Raw genomic sequence first — 15,679 nt, forward strand, 5'->3', positions numbered from 1 at the left:
AAGAGATATCGACATGAACTATCAGCATCCTTCGTCCAATTTCTCCATGCCGTCAGAGCGGCTGGCCAGTCGCGAGGCCACAGCCGAGCGCTCGAAGAAGCTTGCGCCGGACTGTGCGGGCAGCAACTTCTTTGACATGGATCACAATCTGCAAGCGTTGCTGCTGCAATATATCGACGCCGCGCTGCTGGATCACATCCGTCCGCATCTCGACAGCCTCGGTGAACTGTGCGGCAACGAGCTCCACGATCTGGCCGACGCCTCCGAACGGCACCCGCCCGTCCTGCGGCAGCGCGATCGATACGGGCGCGACGATGAAACGGTGGAGTATCACCCGGCCTTTCAACGCATGGAAGAAATCGCCTACGCGCGCTACGGCATCCATGCCATGTCGTATCGGCCGGGGGTGCTTGGCTGGCCCGCGAAGTTTCCGCCGATCGTCAAATACGTCTTCCAGTACATCTTCTCGCAGACCGAATTCGGATTGATGTGCCCGGTCAACATCGCCGGCAGTTCTTCAGAACTCATTCGTCGCTACGGAAGCGACGAGGTTCGTGCCCGCTTCGTCGACCGCATGCTGTCGCAGGATATGAACCAGCTGTCCCGTGCGGCACAGTTCATGACCGAAAAGGCCGGCGGCTCCGACGTTGGCGCGGCCGAACTGACGGCGGTCCGGGATGGCGAAAACTGGCGGCTGTGGGGCGAGAAATGGTTCTGTTCCAATGTCAGCGGCGACGTGGTCGTGGTGCTGGCAAGGCCCGAAGGGGCCCAGGCTGGCGGCAAGGGCCTTGGCCTGTTCGCCATGCCCAAACATCTCGCGGATGGCACGCGTAACGCCTATCGGATCGTCCGCATCAAGGACAAGCTCGGCAGCAAGTCGATGGCCAGCGGTGAAGTCCGGCTGGAGGGCGCGGTCGCCTACCAGCTGGGTGACCTCAATCGCGGGCTCAAGCAGATGCTGGAGATGGTGAATTCGAGCCGGGCCTCGCACCTGGCACGCGCCGCCGGCATGATGCGGCGCTGCCTCAACGAGGCAATGGTTGCCACTCGCAACAGAAACGCCTTCGGCAAGAGCGTCATCGACCATCCCCTGATGCGCCGGCAGTTGCTGAAACTCATGGTACCGACCGAGCAGGCGTTGTCAGCACTGCTGTTTACCGCATCGGTCTCGGCCAATGAGGACCAGCCGGACGCACAGAAGATTCTGCGGATCATGACGCCGATCTGCAAGTATCGCGCTTGCCGGGACAATGTGACGGTCGCGACCGGATCGATGGAGGCCCGCGGCGGCAACGGCTATATCGAGGATTGGCCAAACGCAAAGCTCGTTCGCGACGCGCATCTCGGCGTGCTGTGGGACGGCACGAGCAACATCAACGCGCTCGATGCCATCCATCGATCGATCAAGAAGGAGCAGGCGCATCTTGTCCTTCAACAGGATCTCGAGAGCCGCCTCAAGCGCGCCGAAGGCCTTCCGGGCCAGTTCCGGACCCGCCTCGAAAACAGCGTGCGACAGGCATTTGCCTTCGCGGCCGAAATCGCCGCCGAGCCGGACAATGAACGGTTCTGCCGTCTCGCCGCCGGTCAGTTGTACCATGCGGTCACCATGGTGCTTATGGCTGAAGAGGGACTGCGCGCTGCAGCGGCAGGCGGCGATGCGCGCCGCCTTCTGCTCGCACGTTTCGTTCTCGAACATCGGCTGCAGAACAATGCGCCACTCAACATCGCTTCGCTGAAGTGGGAAGAAGAAGCCATTGACCTGCTGCTCAACGACGGTCCGGTATCGCTCGATAGAGCCACCACGCTGCTTGTCGCCTGATGGCCGGAGGTCGAATATCGAGGGGATCGCACGACGCGGTCCCCTCCGTTGAATGGCGTGCGGTCACTCTCTGATTCACCGGACGCCGGTCCTTCCGCGCTCGGAAGGATGGCGCGATGGCAGGACGGCCTGCGCGTGGCAGCCTAAAGCAGGCGAATTCGCTTCCTTGTTTATACCGCCCACGGTCTTCTCATCTGGATTTCCTATATGGGAATTGCCATGTTTGTTATTCGCGCTTCGGCTCTGAGGGAGATCGCGCCGACATACCGGCTTTATCGGGCCGGGATTTCGATCTGACTGCTTCAATGTGTGCGAAGAGGCGTTACCGAACACCAAACGGGAGATGAACCGATGGCCGGTATTGAAGCGAATATGCGCCAGGACATCGCACCAACGGTCATCGAACCAACGGACATCGACGCAGCGGCCGCTGCGAATCCTGTTCTCGGCCCGGCAGCATCCGCGATGTTGCGATATCTCGCTTCATTCGCCATGACCGCCCTCGCGACTGTGGCGGCGGTTGGTATCAATAGCAAGGTGGCGATACCCAATCTCTCGCTGGTATTTGTCATTCCCGTCATCGTCGCGGGACTGAGCTTCGGTTTGGGCCCGTCGTTCCTTTCCGCAGTACTCGGTGCTCTCGCATTTAATTTCTTTCTCACGGAACCTCGCTACAGTCTCAGCGTCGATGACCCGGCCAATATCTGGGCGATTGGACTTCTGTTCGTCGTTGGACTTGTCGTAAGCGGCGTGGCCTTCACCTCTCACCAGAGAGCGGCCGAGGTATCTCGGTTAAATCGGCAGGCGATCGTCTTGCAAGGCTACAGCCGTGACGTCGCTGCAGCCGACAGCGTGAAAGCGATCGTCTCGCTCACATGCCGGGCTCTTGCCGCGCTGTTTCACGCTCCTGTGGTGGTGATGCTCGTGTCAGGTGACAAAGTTATTCTTCTTGAGAAAACCGGCGACGCAGAACTGCAGGAGCCCGAACTGGAGGCGGCGCGTGCATCGCTCGCGACCGGAGGCACCATGCGCGGCGGCGTCTACCCGGACATCGCCTCGCGCTTTGACTTCTGGCCTGTACAGGCTGCCGGGGACAGCAATGCCGTTTTGGGAATCGCATTCGATCCTGATGAGCGTCCCGTCAAGCCAGACGTGCCCGTGAACGTCGTGCGAAGCGTATTGGCCATGGGGCTCGCCCTCCAGCATGCGCGGCCGACCCGCGATGTTGAGCTCCAGAGCTGAGGCGGCAGCTTCGCCAGCCGGGCCCTGCGGAGATTGATTGCGAACTGCTCCCCGTCCGCCCAGCCGAGAGCAACGAGAGATCGCGCCTGTCCATCGCGCCTCGGGCTTCGCATGCGTGCAGAAATCTCCTGATGGGTGAACTGCGCGTGTCGGCACTCCGATAACAAGACGAGAGAATTTGTAGCAGGTGCCCGCGTACGCGCGGTGTCTGGCCCATGCGTTCCGCTTTCCCGGAGTGAGCTGATGTCGCAACTCATCCTCTCCACGGCCGGCGGCGCCATCGGCGGCATGTTCGGCCCCATCGGCGCGATCGAGGGTCAGCTTGCCGGCGCGGCGCTCGGCGGCGCGATTGACAACGCGCTGTTCGGCGCCGGCGATCAGACAAGGAGCGGTCCGCAGCTCGCCGATCTCGATGTGATGGCCTCCACCGAAGGCGCGCCGATCCCGCGCGTCTATGGCCGTGCGCGACTGAGCGGGCAGGTGATCTGGGCGACACCGCTGGAGGAAGTCGGGACGTCGGAGATAGTGCCGACGGATGGTGGCAAGGGCCTCGGCGGCGGGCCGACCGCCACGACCACGACCTACAGCTACTTCGCGAATTTCGCAGTGGGGCTATGTGAGGGCGTGATCGGCCGCGTCGGGCGGATCTGGGCCGACGGCAAGCCACTCGATCTCGAGGGTATCAATTTTCGCGTCTATCGCGGCACCGAAGATCAGATGCCGGATGGGCTGATCATCGCGAAGGAGGGCGCGGGCAATGCGCCGGCCTATCGCGGGCTCGCCTATGTCCTGTTCGAACGCCTGCCGCTGGCGAATCTCGGCAACCGGATTCCGCAACTGTCCTTCGAGATCATCCGGCCGATCGGTCTGCTCGAACAGATGGTGCGCGCGGTGACGCTGATCCCCGGCACCACCGAATTCGGCTATGAACCGTCCACGGTGGTGCAGCTGCTCGGTCCCGGACAATCGGCGCCGGAGAACCGCCATCACGGCTCGGCGCGGTCCGATGTGGTGGCGGCGCTGGACGATTTGCAGGGGCTGTGCCCGAACCTGCAACGGGTGGCCGTGGTGGTGGCGTGGTTCGGGTCCGATCTGGGCGCCGAATACTGCGCCGTGCGGCCGCGCTGGTCAACGCCACCGCGCTGCTTGTGACCTATTGGGGGTTCCGTTTCGGCGTGCTAGGCGTCTATATCAGCGGCCGCACCCGCGAAAAGGTCAGTGCACTCACCGGGCAGGATTCGCCCGGCATGGTCGGGAAGCTGGTCAAGGCGGTTCTGGTCAAAGACGGTGTGAAGAAAAAGTAAGGTTGGCGGCTGCCGCCATTCATGAAGCGTTCACGCGCCCGGGCATCAATTCGGGGTTATGAACGCGGAGAAGTCAGTTGCGCCTGCTCGTTGTCGAAGATGATCCAGATCTCAACCGTCAGCTCACCACGGCGCTGACAGATGCCGGCTATGTCGTCGATCGCGCCTTCGATGGCGAGGAGGGGCACTTCCTCGGCGACAGCGAGCCTTATGACGCCGTGGTGCTGGATATCGGCCTGCCGAAGATGGACGGCATTTCGGTGCTGGAAGCCTGGCGCCGCAACAACCGCATCATGCCGGTGCTGATCCTCACGGCGCGCGACCGCTGGAGTGACAAGGTGCAGGGCTTTGATGCGGGCGCCGACGATTACGTCGCCAAGCCGTTCCATCTCGAAGAGGTCCTGGCCCGCATCCGCGCGCTGCTGCGCCGCTCCACTGGCCACGCCCAGTCCGAACTCACTTGCGGACCTGTGTCGCTGGATACCCGCACCGGGCGCGTCAGCGTCTCCGGCAATCCGATCAAGATGACATCACACGAGTACCGGCTGCTGTCCTATCTGATGCACCATACCGGCCGCGTGATCTCGCGCACCGAACTGGTCGAGCATCTCTACGACCAGGATTTCGATCGCGACAGCAACACCATCGAGGTGTTCGTCGGCCGCATCCGCAAGAAGCTCGACGTCGATATCATCCAGACCGTGCGCGGTCTCGGCTATCTGCTCACGCCGCCGCAGCAGTGAGCGCGGTCAGGATCGTTTTGGCATGATCTTGTCCGAAGACCGCTGCGCACTTTTCGGGATCATGCCCTGATGCGCAACAGCTCGCTTGCAACGCGGCTGTTCCTGTCGGCGACGGCCTGGGTGGTGTTGATCCTGTTGATCACCGGCATCATTTTGTCTTCGGTCTATCGCAGCGCCACCGAGCGCGCCTTCGATCGCCGCCTCAATCTCTATCTCCGTACCCTGGTGGCCGAAGTCGCCAATCCGCCGGACGCGCCGGATCACGAGACGCCGTCGCTCGGCGAGCCCCTGTTCGAACTGCCGCTGTCCGGCTGGTACTGGGAAATAGCGCCGATCGAGTCCGAGAAGACCGAGACCCGCGGGTCGCGCTCGCTATGGGACAAGAAGCTGCCGAAGCTCGAGGACCAGGGTATCGAACTCACGGCGTCCGGCATCCGGCAGGGCTATGTCGATGGGCCCGAAGACCAGCGGCTGCGCATGGTGGAGCGTCCCGTCGATCTCGGCGCCGACGGTAAATTCCGTGTCAGCGTCGCCGGCGATGCCACCGAAATCTTCGAGGAAACGCGTAGCTTCGACTATTATCTCGGCGGCACCTTTGCCGCTCTATCCATCGTTCTCGTCCTCACCACAATCTTTCAGGTCCGCTTCGGCCTCGCGCCGCTGAAACGCATGTCCGATGCCATCGCCGATATCCGGTCCGGCCGCGCCGAACGGCTCGAGGGCACATTCCCCGTCGAGATCTCGCCCTTGGCGCGCGAGATGAACGCGCTGCTCGATGCCAACCGCGCCATTGTCGAGCGCGCGCGCACCCATGTCGGCAATCTCGCCCATGCGATCAAGACGCCGCTGTCGGTGATCGTCAACGAGGCGAACAGCAGGGGCGTCGATCCGTTCGCGACCAAGGTGCTGGAGCAGGCCGACGTGATGCGCGATCAGGTGACGCATCATCTGGAGCGTGCGCGGATTGCTGCGCGCGTCACCATCGTCGGCACCGTCACCGAGGTCGCGCCGACGCTGGAAGCATTGTGCCGGACGATGGAGAAGATCCATCGCAACCGCGGCATCAGCATCGATCTGGACGCGGACGCATCAGCGAAATTCCGCGGCGAGAAGCAGGACCTCGAGGAGATGGCCGGCAATCTCGTCGACAACGCCTGCAAATGGGCGGAGACGCAGGTCACCATCAGCGTCAAGGTCGAGCGCACTGGCGGCACCGACCCGGCGTCGAAGCTGCGGCTCGTCGTCGACGACGACGGGCGCGGGTTGTCGGACACCGAGCGCGCCCAGGTTGCCCGCCGCGGCCAACGCCTCGACGAAACCAAGCCGGGCTCCGGCCTCGGCCTGTCCATCGTCGTCGATCTGGCAGCGCTCTATGGCGGCAGCCTGGCACTCGGCAAGGCGCCGATCGGCGGGCTGCGGGCAGAACTGGTGCTGCCGGGAGTCTGAGTTCCGGCTTGCTTGCGCCCCGATCTCGCCCGAATTATCCCGTTCGTAACGTCTTTGACGTCTCCTGTGTCCCGGTTTGCGTTCGAGGCCTAAAGTCCATGTTCAAGTTCAACGCCTTCTGTGTTGTCGCTGTTGCGCTGGCGCTGGGTGGTTGTGACGTGACCACGTCGGATGGCGGCCTGAGCCTCGGCACCGATACGATCGCCCGGGCCTATACCAGCACCAAGTCGGCCGTTGGCCTGTCCGAGGAGAACGCGGCGACGGCCGTGACCAATGCCGCCTTTGGCGGTATGATCGGCGCCAGGCTCGGAGCCCAGCTCAACGACGAGGATCGCCGGCTGGCCTATGAAGCTCAGATAACTGCCCTTGACCGCGGCGCGCCCGGCGCCCCGGTGCCGTGGCGCAACACCACTTCGGGGCGCTATGGCAACATCGTCGCCGGACCGGCCTACAACCAGAAGGGCCGGGAGTGCCGGGGCTTTTCCCACACGATCACGGTGAATGGCGACCTCAAGACCGCCCGCGGCACTGCCTGCCGCACTCCTGAAGGCACATGGGCGGCGGCCTGATCCCGGTTCCTCAACGCCTTCTTAACGGGGCGCCTGCTACAAAAACCGGTGGCGGTTTTCGGTTGTAGGACGACCGGAAAGCACAGAATTCTCAGGCTGCATGAACAAAACGTCGATCGATCGCTTGCGGGAGTATCTTGCGCAACTGCCTGGGCAGTCGCAGATGCTGCTGATGCGCGAATATGAGCGCGCTATCGAGCGCGGCGAGGACGTCAAGGTCGCCAATTTCGTGCTCGAACTGCTGCGTGGCGTGGTGCGTGGCCACGAGAATGCCGTGCGCCCGCGGGTCGAGGATCCCAGCCGACTGGTGTTCAAGTCGCTCGAGCCGTTCCTGGTCGAGGGCGTCGGCAATGTCCGCCCCGGTCAGATCCGGCGCGCCTCCCTGCTGCCGATCTGGCAGTGGCTGGAGCGCGACGCCGCAGATGCTGTGCGCGAGTTCGAGGCGGTCGTTACCGCATCGCCCGAGCCGGGCGCTTCGGACATCGAGCGCGCCGTCAGGAAATTCCAGCAGGCAGCAGCAGCTGCCATTGCCGCTGTCACGTCGGGCAATCGCGGGGCGGCCCGCATCGGGCCGACCCATGCCGTCGAGGACCTGCCGTCCATCGGCGCGGTGCTGAAGGCGCGCGAACCACTCGACGGCTTTGCCGGCAAGCTGCCGAGCGTGCTCCGCAGCTTCGGCGACTCCCAGATCGCCTCGGTCAACAGCGCGCTGAACGTGCCGACGCTGACCACGCCGCAATTGCTGCCATTCGCGCTGTCGCTGGTGATGCAACGGCTGGCGGCGCCGTGGCAGATCATCCGGCTGGCCGTGAAGATTGCGGCCTCTGACGACGAGATCCGCGTCGCCGCCACGCCGTATGGCGTCGCCGTGACCATGGCGCTGTCCGATCTCAATCGCGTGGCGGCCGAACTGCGCTCCGATATCAGGCGCGGCAAGTTCGACAGCGTCCCCGAACATCTCAAGGTCGTCCATGACGGCGTGCGCGGTCTGCGCACCGAACTCGACATGCGCAACGACTCCACCTGGGGGCGCCAGATGGCGGCGATCCGGGTGGAGATTTCCTCGACGCTGCAGTCGGAGATCGAGAGCGTGCCGGGCAGGGTGCGGCGCCTGCTGCGCCAGCGCCCGGACAAGGACATTGCCGCGACGGCGACGGTCGATTTCGCCGAGGTCGAGGAGACCGTGGCGCTGATCAATTTCGTCGCGGTGTGCCGGACCTATGCCAGCGAACTCGCCATCAACGAGGTGACGCTGCGGACCTATTCCGACCTGCAGCAATATGTCGAGAAGTCCACGGAGTCGCTGGTGCAGTCGCTCCGCGCCGGCGAGCCCCGCGTGCGCAATTACCGGCAGATGCAGGCCAAGGCGGCGATCCGCTTTTGCCAGGTCTTGTTCGGTCAGGAATATGCCTCGCTGATGAGCCGCGCCGCCGAGCAGGCCATGGTCGTGGTGGAGCGCAAGCCGAAGCGGGCCGGCTAGGCCGTTTTGCCTTGACGCGTTTTCTTCGCGCGAACCGGCATCCAGTTCCCCCGAAAACGCCATCGGCCAAATCCTTGATCCAGAACAAGCGGCCGGACGTCGCGATGGCATAAAAGTCAATTGCGCGGCGTCGGTGGCCATGGTGTAACCCGGCAAAGACGTCGTTTAGATCGACTCAAAGATTGCGCCGGAACCCATTGATGGCCTTATGGTTTGTGTTCGCCTTGATGACCGCCGCGGCGATTTTCGCTGTGCTGTGGCCGCTTGGCCGGACCCGCTCCAATGCCGGTGGCACTGAAGCCAGCGTCTACCGGGATCAACTCGCCGAAATTACCCGTGACACCGCCGCAGGCCTGATCGGGCCGAGCGAGGCCGAGGCGGCGCGTATCGAGATCAGCCGTCGTCTGCTGGCCGCGGTCGATGCCGAGGGCGCGGCGGCCGTAGGCAGCAGTCCCGGGTTTCGCCGCGCCGTGTCGCTGGTGGCGTTGATCGGCCTGCCGCTGCTGGCCGTCGGCTTCTATCTGCCGCTCGGTTCGCCTGCCATGCCGGACTTTCCGCTCGCCGCGCGCAACCAGTCGCCCAGTCCCACCCAGCCGCTGGACAATCTTGTCGCTCAGGTTGAGCAGCATCTCGAGAAGAACCCCACCGACGGCCGTGGCTGGACCGTGCTTGCGCCGGTGCTGGCGAAGATCGGCCGTACCGACGATGCGGTGCGGGCGTTCCGCAACGCGATCACCTATGCCGGCGATACGGCCGCGCGCCGTGCCGATCTCGGCGAGGCCATGGCGATGGCCGCCAATGGCGTGATCACCGCGGATGCCAAGACCGAATTCGAACGCGCCGTCGCGCTCGATGCCGGCGAGGTCAAGGCACGCTACTTCCTGGGCCTGGCGGCCGAGCAGGACGGGCGTGGCAGCGACGCAGCGGTGATCTGGCGCGATATGCTGGCAAAGGGACCTGCGGATGCGCCGTGGCGCCCGGTGGTCACGGCGGCCCTGGCGCGCGTCGGCGGCAGCGTTCCGAAATCAGGCACGAACCTGCCGGCGCTGTCGGAAGACACGATCGCGTCGGTGCAGGGCATAAATGCAGGCGACCGCAATGCGATGATCCAGGGCATGGTCGACCGGCTTGCGACGCGGCTGAAGCAGGATGGCAGCGACGTCGAGGGATGGTTGCGGCTGGTGCGCGCCTATATGGTGCTCGGTGAGCGCGACAAGGCAAAGAGCGCGCTGGCAGATGCACGGGAGGCGGTCGGCACCGATGCCGAGCGACTGCGCAAGCTGAACGATGGCCTGAAAGACACGGGGCTGGATTGGTAGACGCATGATGCCGAAAAGTGTGAAGCAGTTTTCGGACAACATCATGCGTCTTGAAGGTGAAGCATGACGCGCAAGCAGCGACGATTGACGATGATCGGTGGAGCGCTCGTAGTGCTCGCCATCGCGGCCGGGCTTGTGCTGAACGCGCTGCGCGACTCCATTGTGTTCTTCTCGACGCCGCAGATGGTTGCCGAAAAGCAGATTCCTGCCGGCAAACGCTTCCGTCTGGGCGGCATGGTGGAGCAGGGCTCGCTGGTGCGCGGCGATAATCTGGCCGTCAGCTTCAAGGTGTCCGATGGCGGCGCAACGCTGCCGGTGAATTACAAGGGCATCCTGCCGGATCTGTTCCGCGAGGGGCAGGGCGTCGTCGCCGAAGGCGCGCTGGATGCGTCGGGCGTGTTCAAGGCCGACACCGTGCTGGCAAAGCATGACGAGAACTACATGCCGAAGGAAGTCGCCGACGCGCTGAAGAAGCAGGGACGCTGGCAGGAAGGCGAGGGCGGCAAACCTGTGATGTCGCAGGGCGCCTCGTCCGCCAAGCCGAGTCTGACGCAATGATCGCCGAAGCCGGACATTACGCACTCGTTCTGGCGCTGGCTTTGGCGCTGATCCAGTCGACCGTGCCGATCGTCGGTGCTCGGCTGCGCGATCCCGCATTGATGAATGTAGCGCGCTCCACGGCGCTGGCGCAGCTCCTGTTCGCCGGGCTGTCGTTTCTCGCGCTGACGACGCTCTATGTGACGTCGGATTTCTCGGTCGCCAACGTGTTCGAGAATTCGCATTCGATGAAGCCGCTGCTCTACAAGATCACCGGCGTATGGGGGAACCACGAAGGCTCGATGCTGCTGTGGGTGTCGATCCTCGCTTTGTTCGGCGGGCTCGTCGCCGCCTTCGGCAATAATCTGCCGCTGTCGCTGCGCGCGCATGTGCTGGCGGTGCAGGGCTGGATTGCCACGGCGTTCTATCTGTTCATCCTGATGACCTCGAATCCGTTCCTGCGGCTGGCGCAGCCGCCGTTCGAGGGACGCGATCTCAATCCGGTGCTGCAGGATATCGGCCTCGCGGTGCATCCGCCGATGCTCTATCTCGGCTATGTCGGCTTCTCCATCGCGTTCTCCTTCGCCGTCGCCGCGCTGATCGAAGGGCGCATCGACGCGGCCTGGGCGCGCTGGGTGCGGCCCTGGACGCTGGTGGCGTGGATCTTCCTGACGCTGGGCATCGCGATGGGCTCCTACTGGGCCTATTACGAACTCGGCTGGGGCGGCTGGTGGTTCTGGGATCCCGTCGAGAATGCCTCGCTGATGCCATGGCTGTCCGGCACCGCGCTGCTGCACTCCGCCGTGGTGATGGAGAAACGTAACGCGCTGAAGGTCTGGACCATACTTCTCGCGATCCTGACCTTCTCGCTGTCGCTGCTCGGGACATTCCTGGTACGCTCCGGCGTGCTCACCTCTGTCCATGCCTTCGCGACCGACCCGACGCGCGGCGTGTTCATCCTGCTGATTCTGTGCGTATTCATCGGTGGCAGCCTGACGCTGTATCTGTGGCGGGCATCGTCGCTGAAGCAGGGCGGATTGTTCGCGCCGATCTCGCGCGAGGGCGCGCTGGTGCTGAACAACCTGTTCCTCACCACGGCCTGCGCGACGGTGTTTATCGGCACGCTGTATCCGCTGGCGCTGGAAATGCTGACCGGCGAGAAAATCTCGGTGGGAGCGCCGTTCTTCAATCTCACCTTCGGCCCGCTGTTCGTGCCGTTGCTGCTGGCGATGCCGTTCGGGCCGTTGCTGGCGTGGAAGCGCGGCGATCTCAGGGGCGTCACACAGCGGCTGCTGGCGGCCGGTATTGCCGCGCTGCTGGCGGTGGCGCTGGTCTGGGCATGGACGACCGGCGGCGCGGCGCTGGCGCCGCTGGCGATCGGCCTCGGCGTGTTCGTCATTGCCGGATCGATCGTCGATATCGCCGAGCGCACCATGCTGTTTCGTCTGCCATTCGGTGTTGCGTTTCGGCGCGCCCGCGGATTGCCGCGCGCGGCCTGGGGCACGGCCTTCGCCCATGCCGGCATCGGCGTGGCGCTGATCGGTATTGTCTGCGAGAGCACGTGGAATACCGAATATATCGGCACCATGCAGCCGAATGATGTGGCCAGGCTCGCGGGCTATGAACTGACCCTCAAGGACGTGACGCAGCGGCAGGGGCCCAATTTCCGTGAAAGCCTCGCGCGCTTCAGGGTAACGCGCGGCGGCGACGACATCGGCGAGATGACGCCATCGAAGCGCAACTTCACCGCGCGGCAGTCCTCGACGACGGAAGCCGCGCTGCTGTCGCGCGGCGCCAGCCAGCTCTACATATCGCTTGGCGAGGAGGCCGCCGGTGGCGCGGTTGCCGTGCGGATATATCACAAGCCGCTGGTGCTGATGATCTGGTGGGGACCGGTGCTGATGGCCTTTGGCGGTCTGCTGTCGCTGTCCGACCGGCGGCTACGCGTTGGTGCACCGAAGCCGGCAAAGGCCCCGCGCGCATTGCAGCCGGCGGAGTGATGGCGTGACACGTATTGTCGCAAGCCTGTTCGCCGTCATGTTTCTGCTCGCTGCGCCGCTGGCGCATGCGGTGCAGCCCGACGAGATCATGAAGGACCCGGCCCAGGAAGGCCGCGCGCGCAACCTGTCGAAGGAGCTGCGCTGCATGGTCTGTCAGAACCAGTCCATCGATGATTCAGATGCGCCGCTGGCGCGCGACCTGCGTCTCCTGGTGCGCGAGCGCATCGCCACTGGCGAGAGCGACCAACAGGTGCTGGATTTCCTGGTGGCGCGCTATGGTGAATTCGTGCTGCTGAAACCGCGGCTCAATCTGCACACGTTGCTGCTGTGGCTGCTGACGCCACTGGTGCTGATCGGTGGCGGTGTTGCGCTATGGTGGCACAACCGGCGGCGAGGGAGTGCAGGCGACAGCGATGACGCCGTGATGAAACTCACCGCCGAGGAAGAGGCGCGGATCGAAAAGTTGATCGCGGCGCAGACCGAGACGAAGTCGACCTAGGCCGGTCGTTGCCGGCGTCTATTCGGCCGGCAATACGGCCTGGATATTCCGACCCGTGCGTTCAATATGCTCCCGCAGGATGCGCGTTGCATCGCGTGTGCGCCGCTCGATCATCGCACGGGCCATCGCCGTGTGTTCTGCAGGCACGTCGCGATCGGGCTTATGTTTCTTCAGGAAAATGCGGCGATAGCGATCGCTCTGGTCGTGCAGCGTCGCACAGAACTGCCGCAGCAGCGGCATCTGGCACGCCGAGATCAGTTCGGCGTGGAAGGCGCGATGCGCAATCTCCCAGGCTTCCTGCTCGGCGGCCGAGCGTGAGCCGCGCTTGCAGCGGCTGAGCTGATGCAGCGAGCCGAGCACGCGTCCTTCCCAGGCGACATCGCCATGTTCGATGGCCTCCTTGATGGCAAGGCCTTCGAGCTCGACGCGCAGCCGAATGATCTCCGTCAGATTGTCAGCCGAGACCGGCGTGACGCGATAGCCGCGCTGATCGATCAGCGCGACGAGCCCGTCATTCTCCAGACGACACAGCGCTTCGCGCAGCGGGCTGAGGCTGACGCCGAAGGCGGTGCGCAGGCGATCAAGATTGAGTTTGCTGCCCGGCAGTAGGTCGCCGCGCATGATGGAGTGCCGTAAGCGGGCGACGAGCGTGGTGGACAATGTGGTCGGGATCGCGGCGGCCGTGGTGGTGCGTGCGGTGCTCATGATGGCTTATCCGATGCTCTCGAAACCGTAGAGCGAAGCCGGATTGTCCACCAGTACCAATTGTTGCGCTTCGGAATCCGGCAGCCAGAGCGGGATGAGATCAACGAGGTCGCCGTCGTTCGGCATTGCGACCGGGCAGATCGGATGTGGCCAGTTGCTGCCCCAGAGAATGCGGTCGGGACGCGCTTCGACCACGCGCGTGATCATCGGCAGCATGTCGCGATGCGGATAGAGCTCTGCAGAGAGGCGATACAGACTGGCGAGCTTGATCCAGCAGCGGTCGGTATCGAGCAATCGCAGCAAGGTTTGGAACGGTTCGGAGTCGACGCCTTCCGTGGCGCTGATCCGGGCGAGGTGATCCAGCACGAACGGACTACGGACCTGCATGAGTTGTGGCGCGACATCGACCAGCTCGCTCGCTCTGTTGAAATGCAGCACGAGGTGCCAGCCGAAATCGAACGTCTCGTCCGCGAGACCCGCTAGATGCGCAAAGGATGCGCCGCCGCTCACGACGGTGGACATCCGGCAGCCCCGCATCCCGCGAAGGTGCATGTCTTCAAGCTCCTGCTGTGGCAGGCCCGATGGAATCACGGCCACCCCGCGCAGTCGTTTCGGATTCAGGTCGAGGGCCGCAAGGGTCGCACTGTTGTCGGTGCCGTGAGCACCGCCATGCACGATGACGGCGCGGTCGATCCCGAGCGTTTCGTGGAGCTGCATCAGATCGTCATAGGTGCAGTCTTCGGGCGTGTAGCTGCGCTGTTCGCTGAATGGAAATTCGGCCTGCGGGCCGAAGACGTGGACGTGGGTATCGCAGGCACCACGCGGCATCACGAATGCCGGCCGCTTCGGATGGCGATCGGGACCGGGGGAGGGCTTCCGTGCGGCGCCAGGCGTTTGCGCACTCATCGTGGCAACTTCCTTCAAATAAGCGATCTTTGTTCGCTGAAAATAAACGGTGGCAATCAGCCGATTTGACGACAGCCTTAAGTAGTGCCAACATAAAATCGACGAAGCAAGAAAAATCGATTATTTGGAGGTTCGCATGCGGCACGTGGTTTCTGCGCTGGTGGCTCTGGTCAGCGTTTCGCTGGTTGGCCAGGTTGCCCATGCAGGGTTTCCCGAACGCGGCATCAAGATCGTGGTGCCGTTTCCCGCCGGCGGATCGAACGACGTCGTTGCCCGCTTGCTTGGCACCAAGCTGCAGGAACTCTGGGGACAGCCGGTGGTGATCGACAACCGTGGCGGCGGGGGCGGCAACATTGGCGCGGATGCCGTCGTGCGCTCGCCGGCCGACGGCTATACGTTGCTGCTGACGGCGCCCGGACCGCTCGCTGTCAATCAGTCGCTCTACGCGCAACTCCCCTTCAATCCCGCCCAGGATTTCACGCCGGTGGCGTTGATCGCATCGGTTCCGATCGTGTTGGCGGTCAATCCGGGCGTGAAGGCCAAGACCGTGGCCGAACTGATCGCGCTCGCCAAGGCCTCGCCGGGCAAACTCAATTTCGGCTCGTCTGGCCTTGGCTCGACCAATCATCTGGCGGGCGAACTGCTGAAGGCGCGCGCCGGCATCGATATCGTCCATGTGCCATATCGCGGCGCGGCGCCGGCGATGAATGACCTGATCGCCGGTCAGATCCCGATGATGTTCGACAACATGCCGGCCGTTCGTCCGCAGGTTCAGGGCGGTACGATCCGCGCGATTGCCGTGGCGGGTGCAGCGCGCTCGCCTCTATTCCCGGAGCTGCCGACCATGGCGGAAGCGGGTGTCACCAATTTCGAGGCGTCGTCATGGTTTGGCCTCGTCGCGCCGGCCAAGATGCCGCCGGATGTGACGAAGGTGCTGATCGACGGGGTGACCAAGGTGCTGAAGGACCCCGACATGGTGAAGCGTCTCGCCGATGTAGGCGCCGAGCCCGGCACGTTATCCGGCGACGCGTTCGCCGCGTTTCTGCGCGCCGAGTCGGAAAAATGGGGCCAGGTGGTCAAGACAGCGGGTGCCAACGTCGAGTAGGACCT

Annotated in this window: 14 protein-coding genes and 1 pseudogene; 13 read left to right on the plus strand and 2 right to left on the minus strand. The window is 64.0% G+C overall.

Features of this window, described 5'->3' with window-relative positions:
* Nucleotides 1-13: 13 nt before the first annotated feature.
* The 12 genes and pseudogenes from AC1RLZ_RS17905 (at nt 14) to AC1RLZ_RS17960 (ending at nt 12,958) form a co-directional block, all read left to right on the plus strand.
* Nucleotides 14-1,819 carry an acyl-CoA dehydrogenase family protein gene (locus AC1RLZ_RS17905; protein ID WP_493189704.1) on the plus strand — a complete coding sequence of 602 codons (1,806 nt, stop codon included), beginning with the start codon at nt 14-16 and terminating at the stop codon, nt 1,817-1,819.
* A gap of 351 nt (nt 1,820-2,170) precedes the next feature.
* On the plus strand, nt 2,171-3,061 hold the full coding sequence (locus AC1RLZ_RS17910; RefSeq protein WP_493189705.1) for a DUF4118 domain-containing protein: 891 nt from the start codon (nt 2,171-2,173) through the stop codon (nt 3,059-3,061).
* Nucleotides 3,062-3,304: 243 nt separating this feature from the next.
* Nucleotides 3,305-4,183, plus strand: a pseudogene (locus AC1RLZ_RS17915) (baseplate multidomain protein megatron); the annotation flags it as partial.
* Nucleotides 4,184-4,209: 26 nt separating this feature from the next.
* Nucleotides 4,210-4,365, plus strand: a complete 156-nt coding sequence (locus tag AC1RLZ_RS17920; protein ID WP_493189706.1) for a hypothetical protein — start codon at nt 4,210-4,212, stop codon at nt 4,363-4,365.
* Between the two features lie 77 nt (nt 4,366-4,442).
* The gene (locus AC1RLZ_RS17925; protein ID WP_371420543.1) at nt 4,443-5,108 is read left to right on the plus strand and encodes a response regulator transcription factor; all 666 of its coding nucleotides are present in this window, start codon (nt 4,443-4,445) and stop codon (nt 5,106-5,108) included.
* Between the two features lie 69 nt (nt 5,109-5,177).
* On the plus strand, nt 5,178-6,554 hold the full coding sequence (locus tag AC1RLZ_RS17930) for a sensor histidine kinase (protein WP_493189707.1): 1,377 nt from the start codon (nt 5,178-5,180) through the stop codon (nt 6,552-6,554).
* Between the two features lie 98 nt (nt 6,555-6,652).
* Complete coding sequence (locus AC1RLZ_RS17935; protein ID WP_493189708.1) at nt 6,653-7,123, plus strand: RT0821/Lpp0805 family surface protein; 471 nt, start codon at nt 6,653-6,655, stop codon at nt 7,121-7,123.
* Nucleotides 7,124-7,223: 100 nt separating this feature from the next.
* Nucleotides 7,224-8,603, plus strand: coding sequence for a hypothetical protein (locus AC1RLZ_RS17940; RefSeq protein WP_493189709.1), 1,380 nt, complete (start codon nt 7,224-7,226; stop codon nt 8,601-8,603).
* Nucleotides 8,604-8,803: 200 nt separating this feature from the next.
* On the plus strand, nt 8,804-9,922 hold the full coding sequence (gene ccmI / locus AC1RLZ_RS17945) for a c-type cytochrome biogenesis protein CcmI (protein WP_493189710.1): 1,119 nt from the start codon (nt 8,804-8,806) through the stop codon (nt 9,920-9,922).
* Nucleotides 9,923-9,985: 63 nt separating this feature from the next.
* A complete protein-coding gene (ccmE, locus tag AC1RLZ_RS17950) occupies nt 9,986-10,480 on the plus strand; it encodes a cytochrome c maturation protein CcmE (protein WP_493189711.1) in 495 nt (164 codons plus the stop codon).
* Nucleotides 10,477-12,459 carry a heme lyase CcmF/NrfE family subunit gene (locus tag AC1RLZ_RS17955; protein ID WP_493189712.1) on the plus strand — a complete coding sequence of 661 codons (1,983 nt, stop codon included), beginning with the start codon at nt 10,477-10,479 and terminating at the stop codon, nt 12,457-12,459. The genes ccmE and AC1RLZ_RS17955 overlap by 4 nt, the downstream gene beginning before the upstream one ends.
* A gap of 4 nt (nt 12,460-12,463) precedes the next feature.
* Nucleotides 12,464-12,958 (plus strand): cytochrome c-type biogenesis protein, encoded by a 495-nt coding sequence (locus tag AC1RLZ_RS17960; RefSeq protein ID WP_493189713.1) that lies wholly within the window; start codon nt 12,464-12,466, stop codon nt 12,956-12,958.
* An 18-nt stretch (nt 12,959-12,976) separates the two neighbouring features.
* Here AC1RLZ_RS17960 and AC1RLZ_RS17965 read toward each other — a convergent pair whose 3' ends face one another.
* Together AC1RLZ_RS17965 and AC1RLZ_RS17970 are read right to left on the minus strand one after the other, a co-directional pair.
* Entirely contained in the window at nt 12,977-13,663 is a 687-nt protein-coding gene (locus AC1RLZ_RS17965; RefSeq protein WP_493189714.1) for a GntR family transcriptional regulator, read from the minus strand.
* 6 nt (nt 13,664-13,669) lie between these two features.
* Nucleotides 13,670-14,569: an amidohydrolase family protein gene (locus AC1RLZ_RS17970; RefSeq protein WP_493189715.1), complete on the minus strand. Its 900-nt coding sequence runs from the start codon at nt 14,567-14,569 to the stop codon at nt 13,670-13,672.
* Nucleotides 14,570-14,705: 136 nt separating this feature from the next.
* Between AC1RLZ_RS17970 and AC1RLZ_RS17975 the strand changes: the two genes are divergently transcribed.
* Nucleotides 14,706-15,674, plus strand: a complete 969-nt coding sequence (locus AC1RLZ_RS17975; protein ID WP_493189716.1) for a Bug family tripartite tricarboxylate transporter substrate binding protein — start codon at nt 14,706-14,708, stop codon at nt 15,672-15,674.
* Nucleotides 15,675-15,679: the final 5 nt, after the last annotated feature.

The organism is Tardiphaga sp. GW822-FHT04G09, from assembly GCF_058800725.1.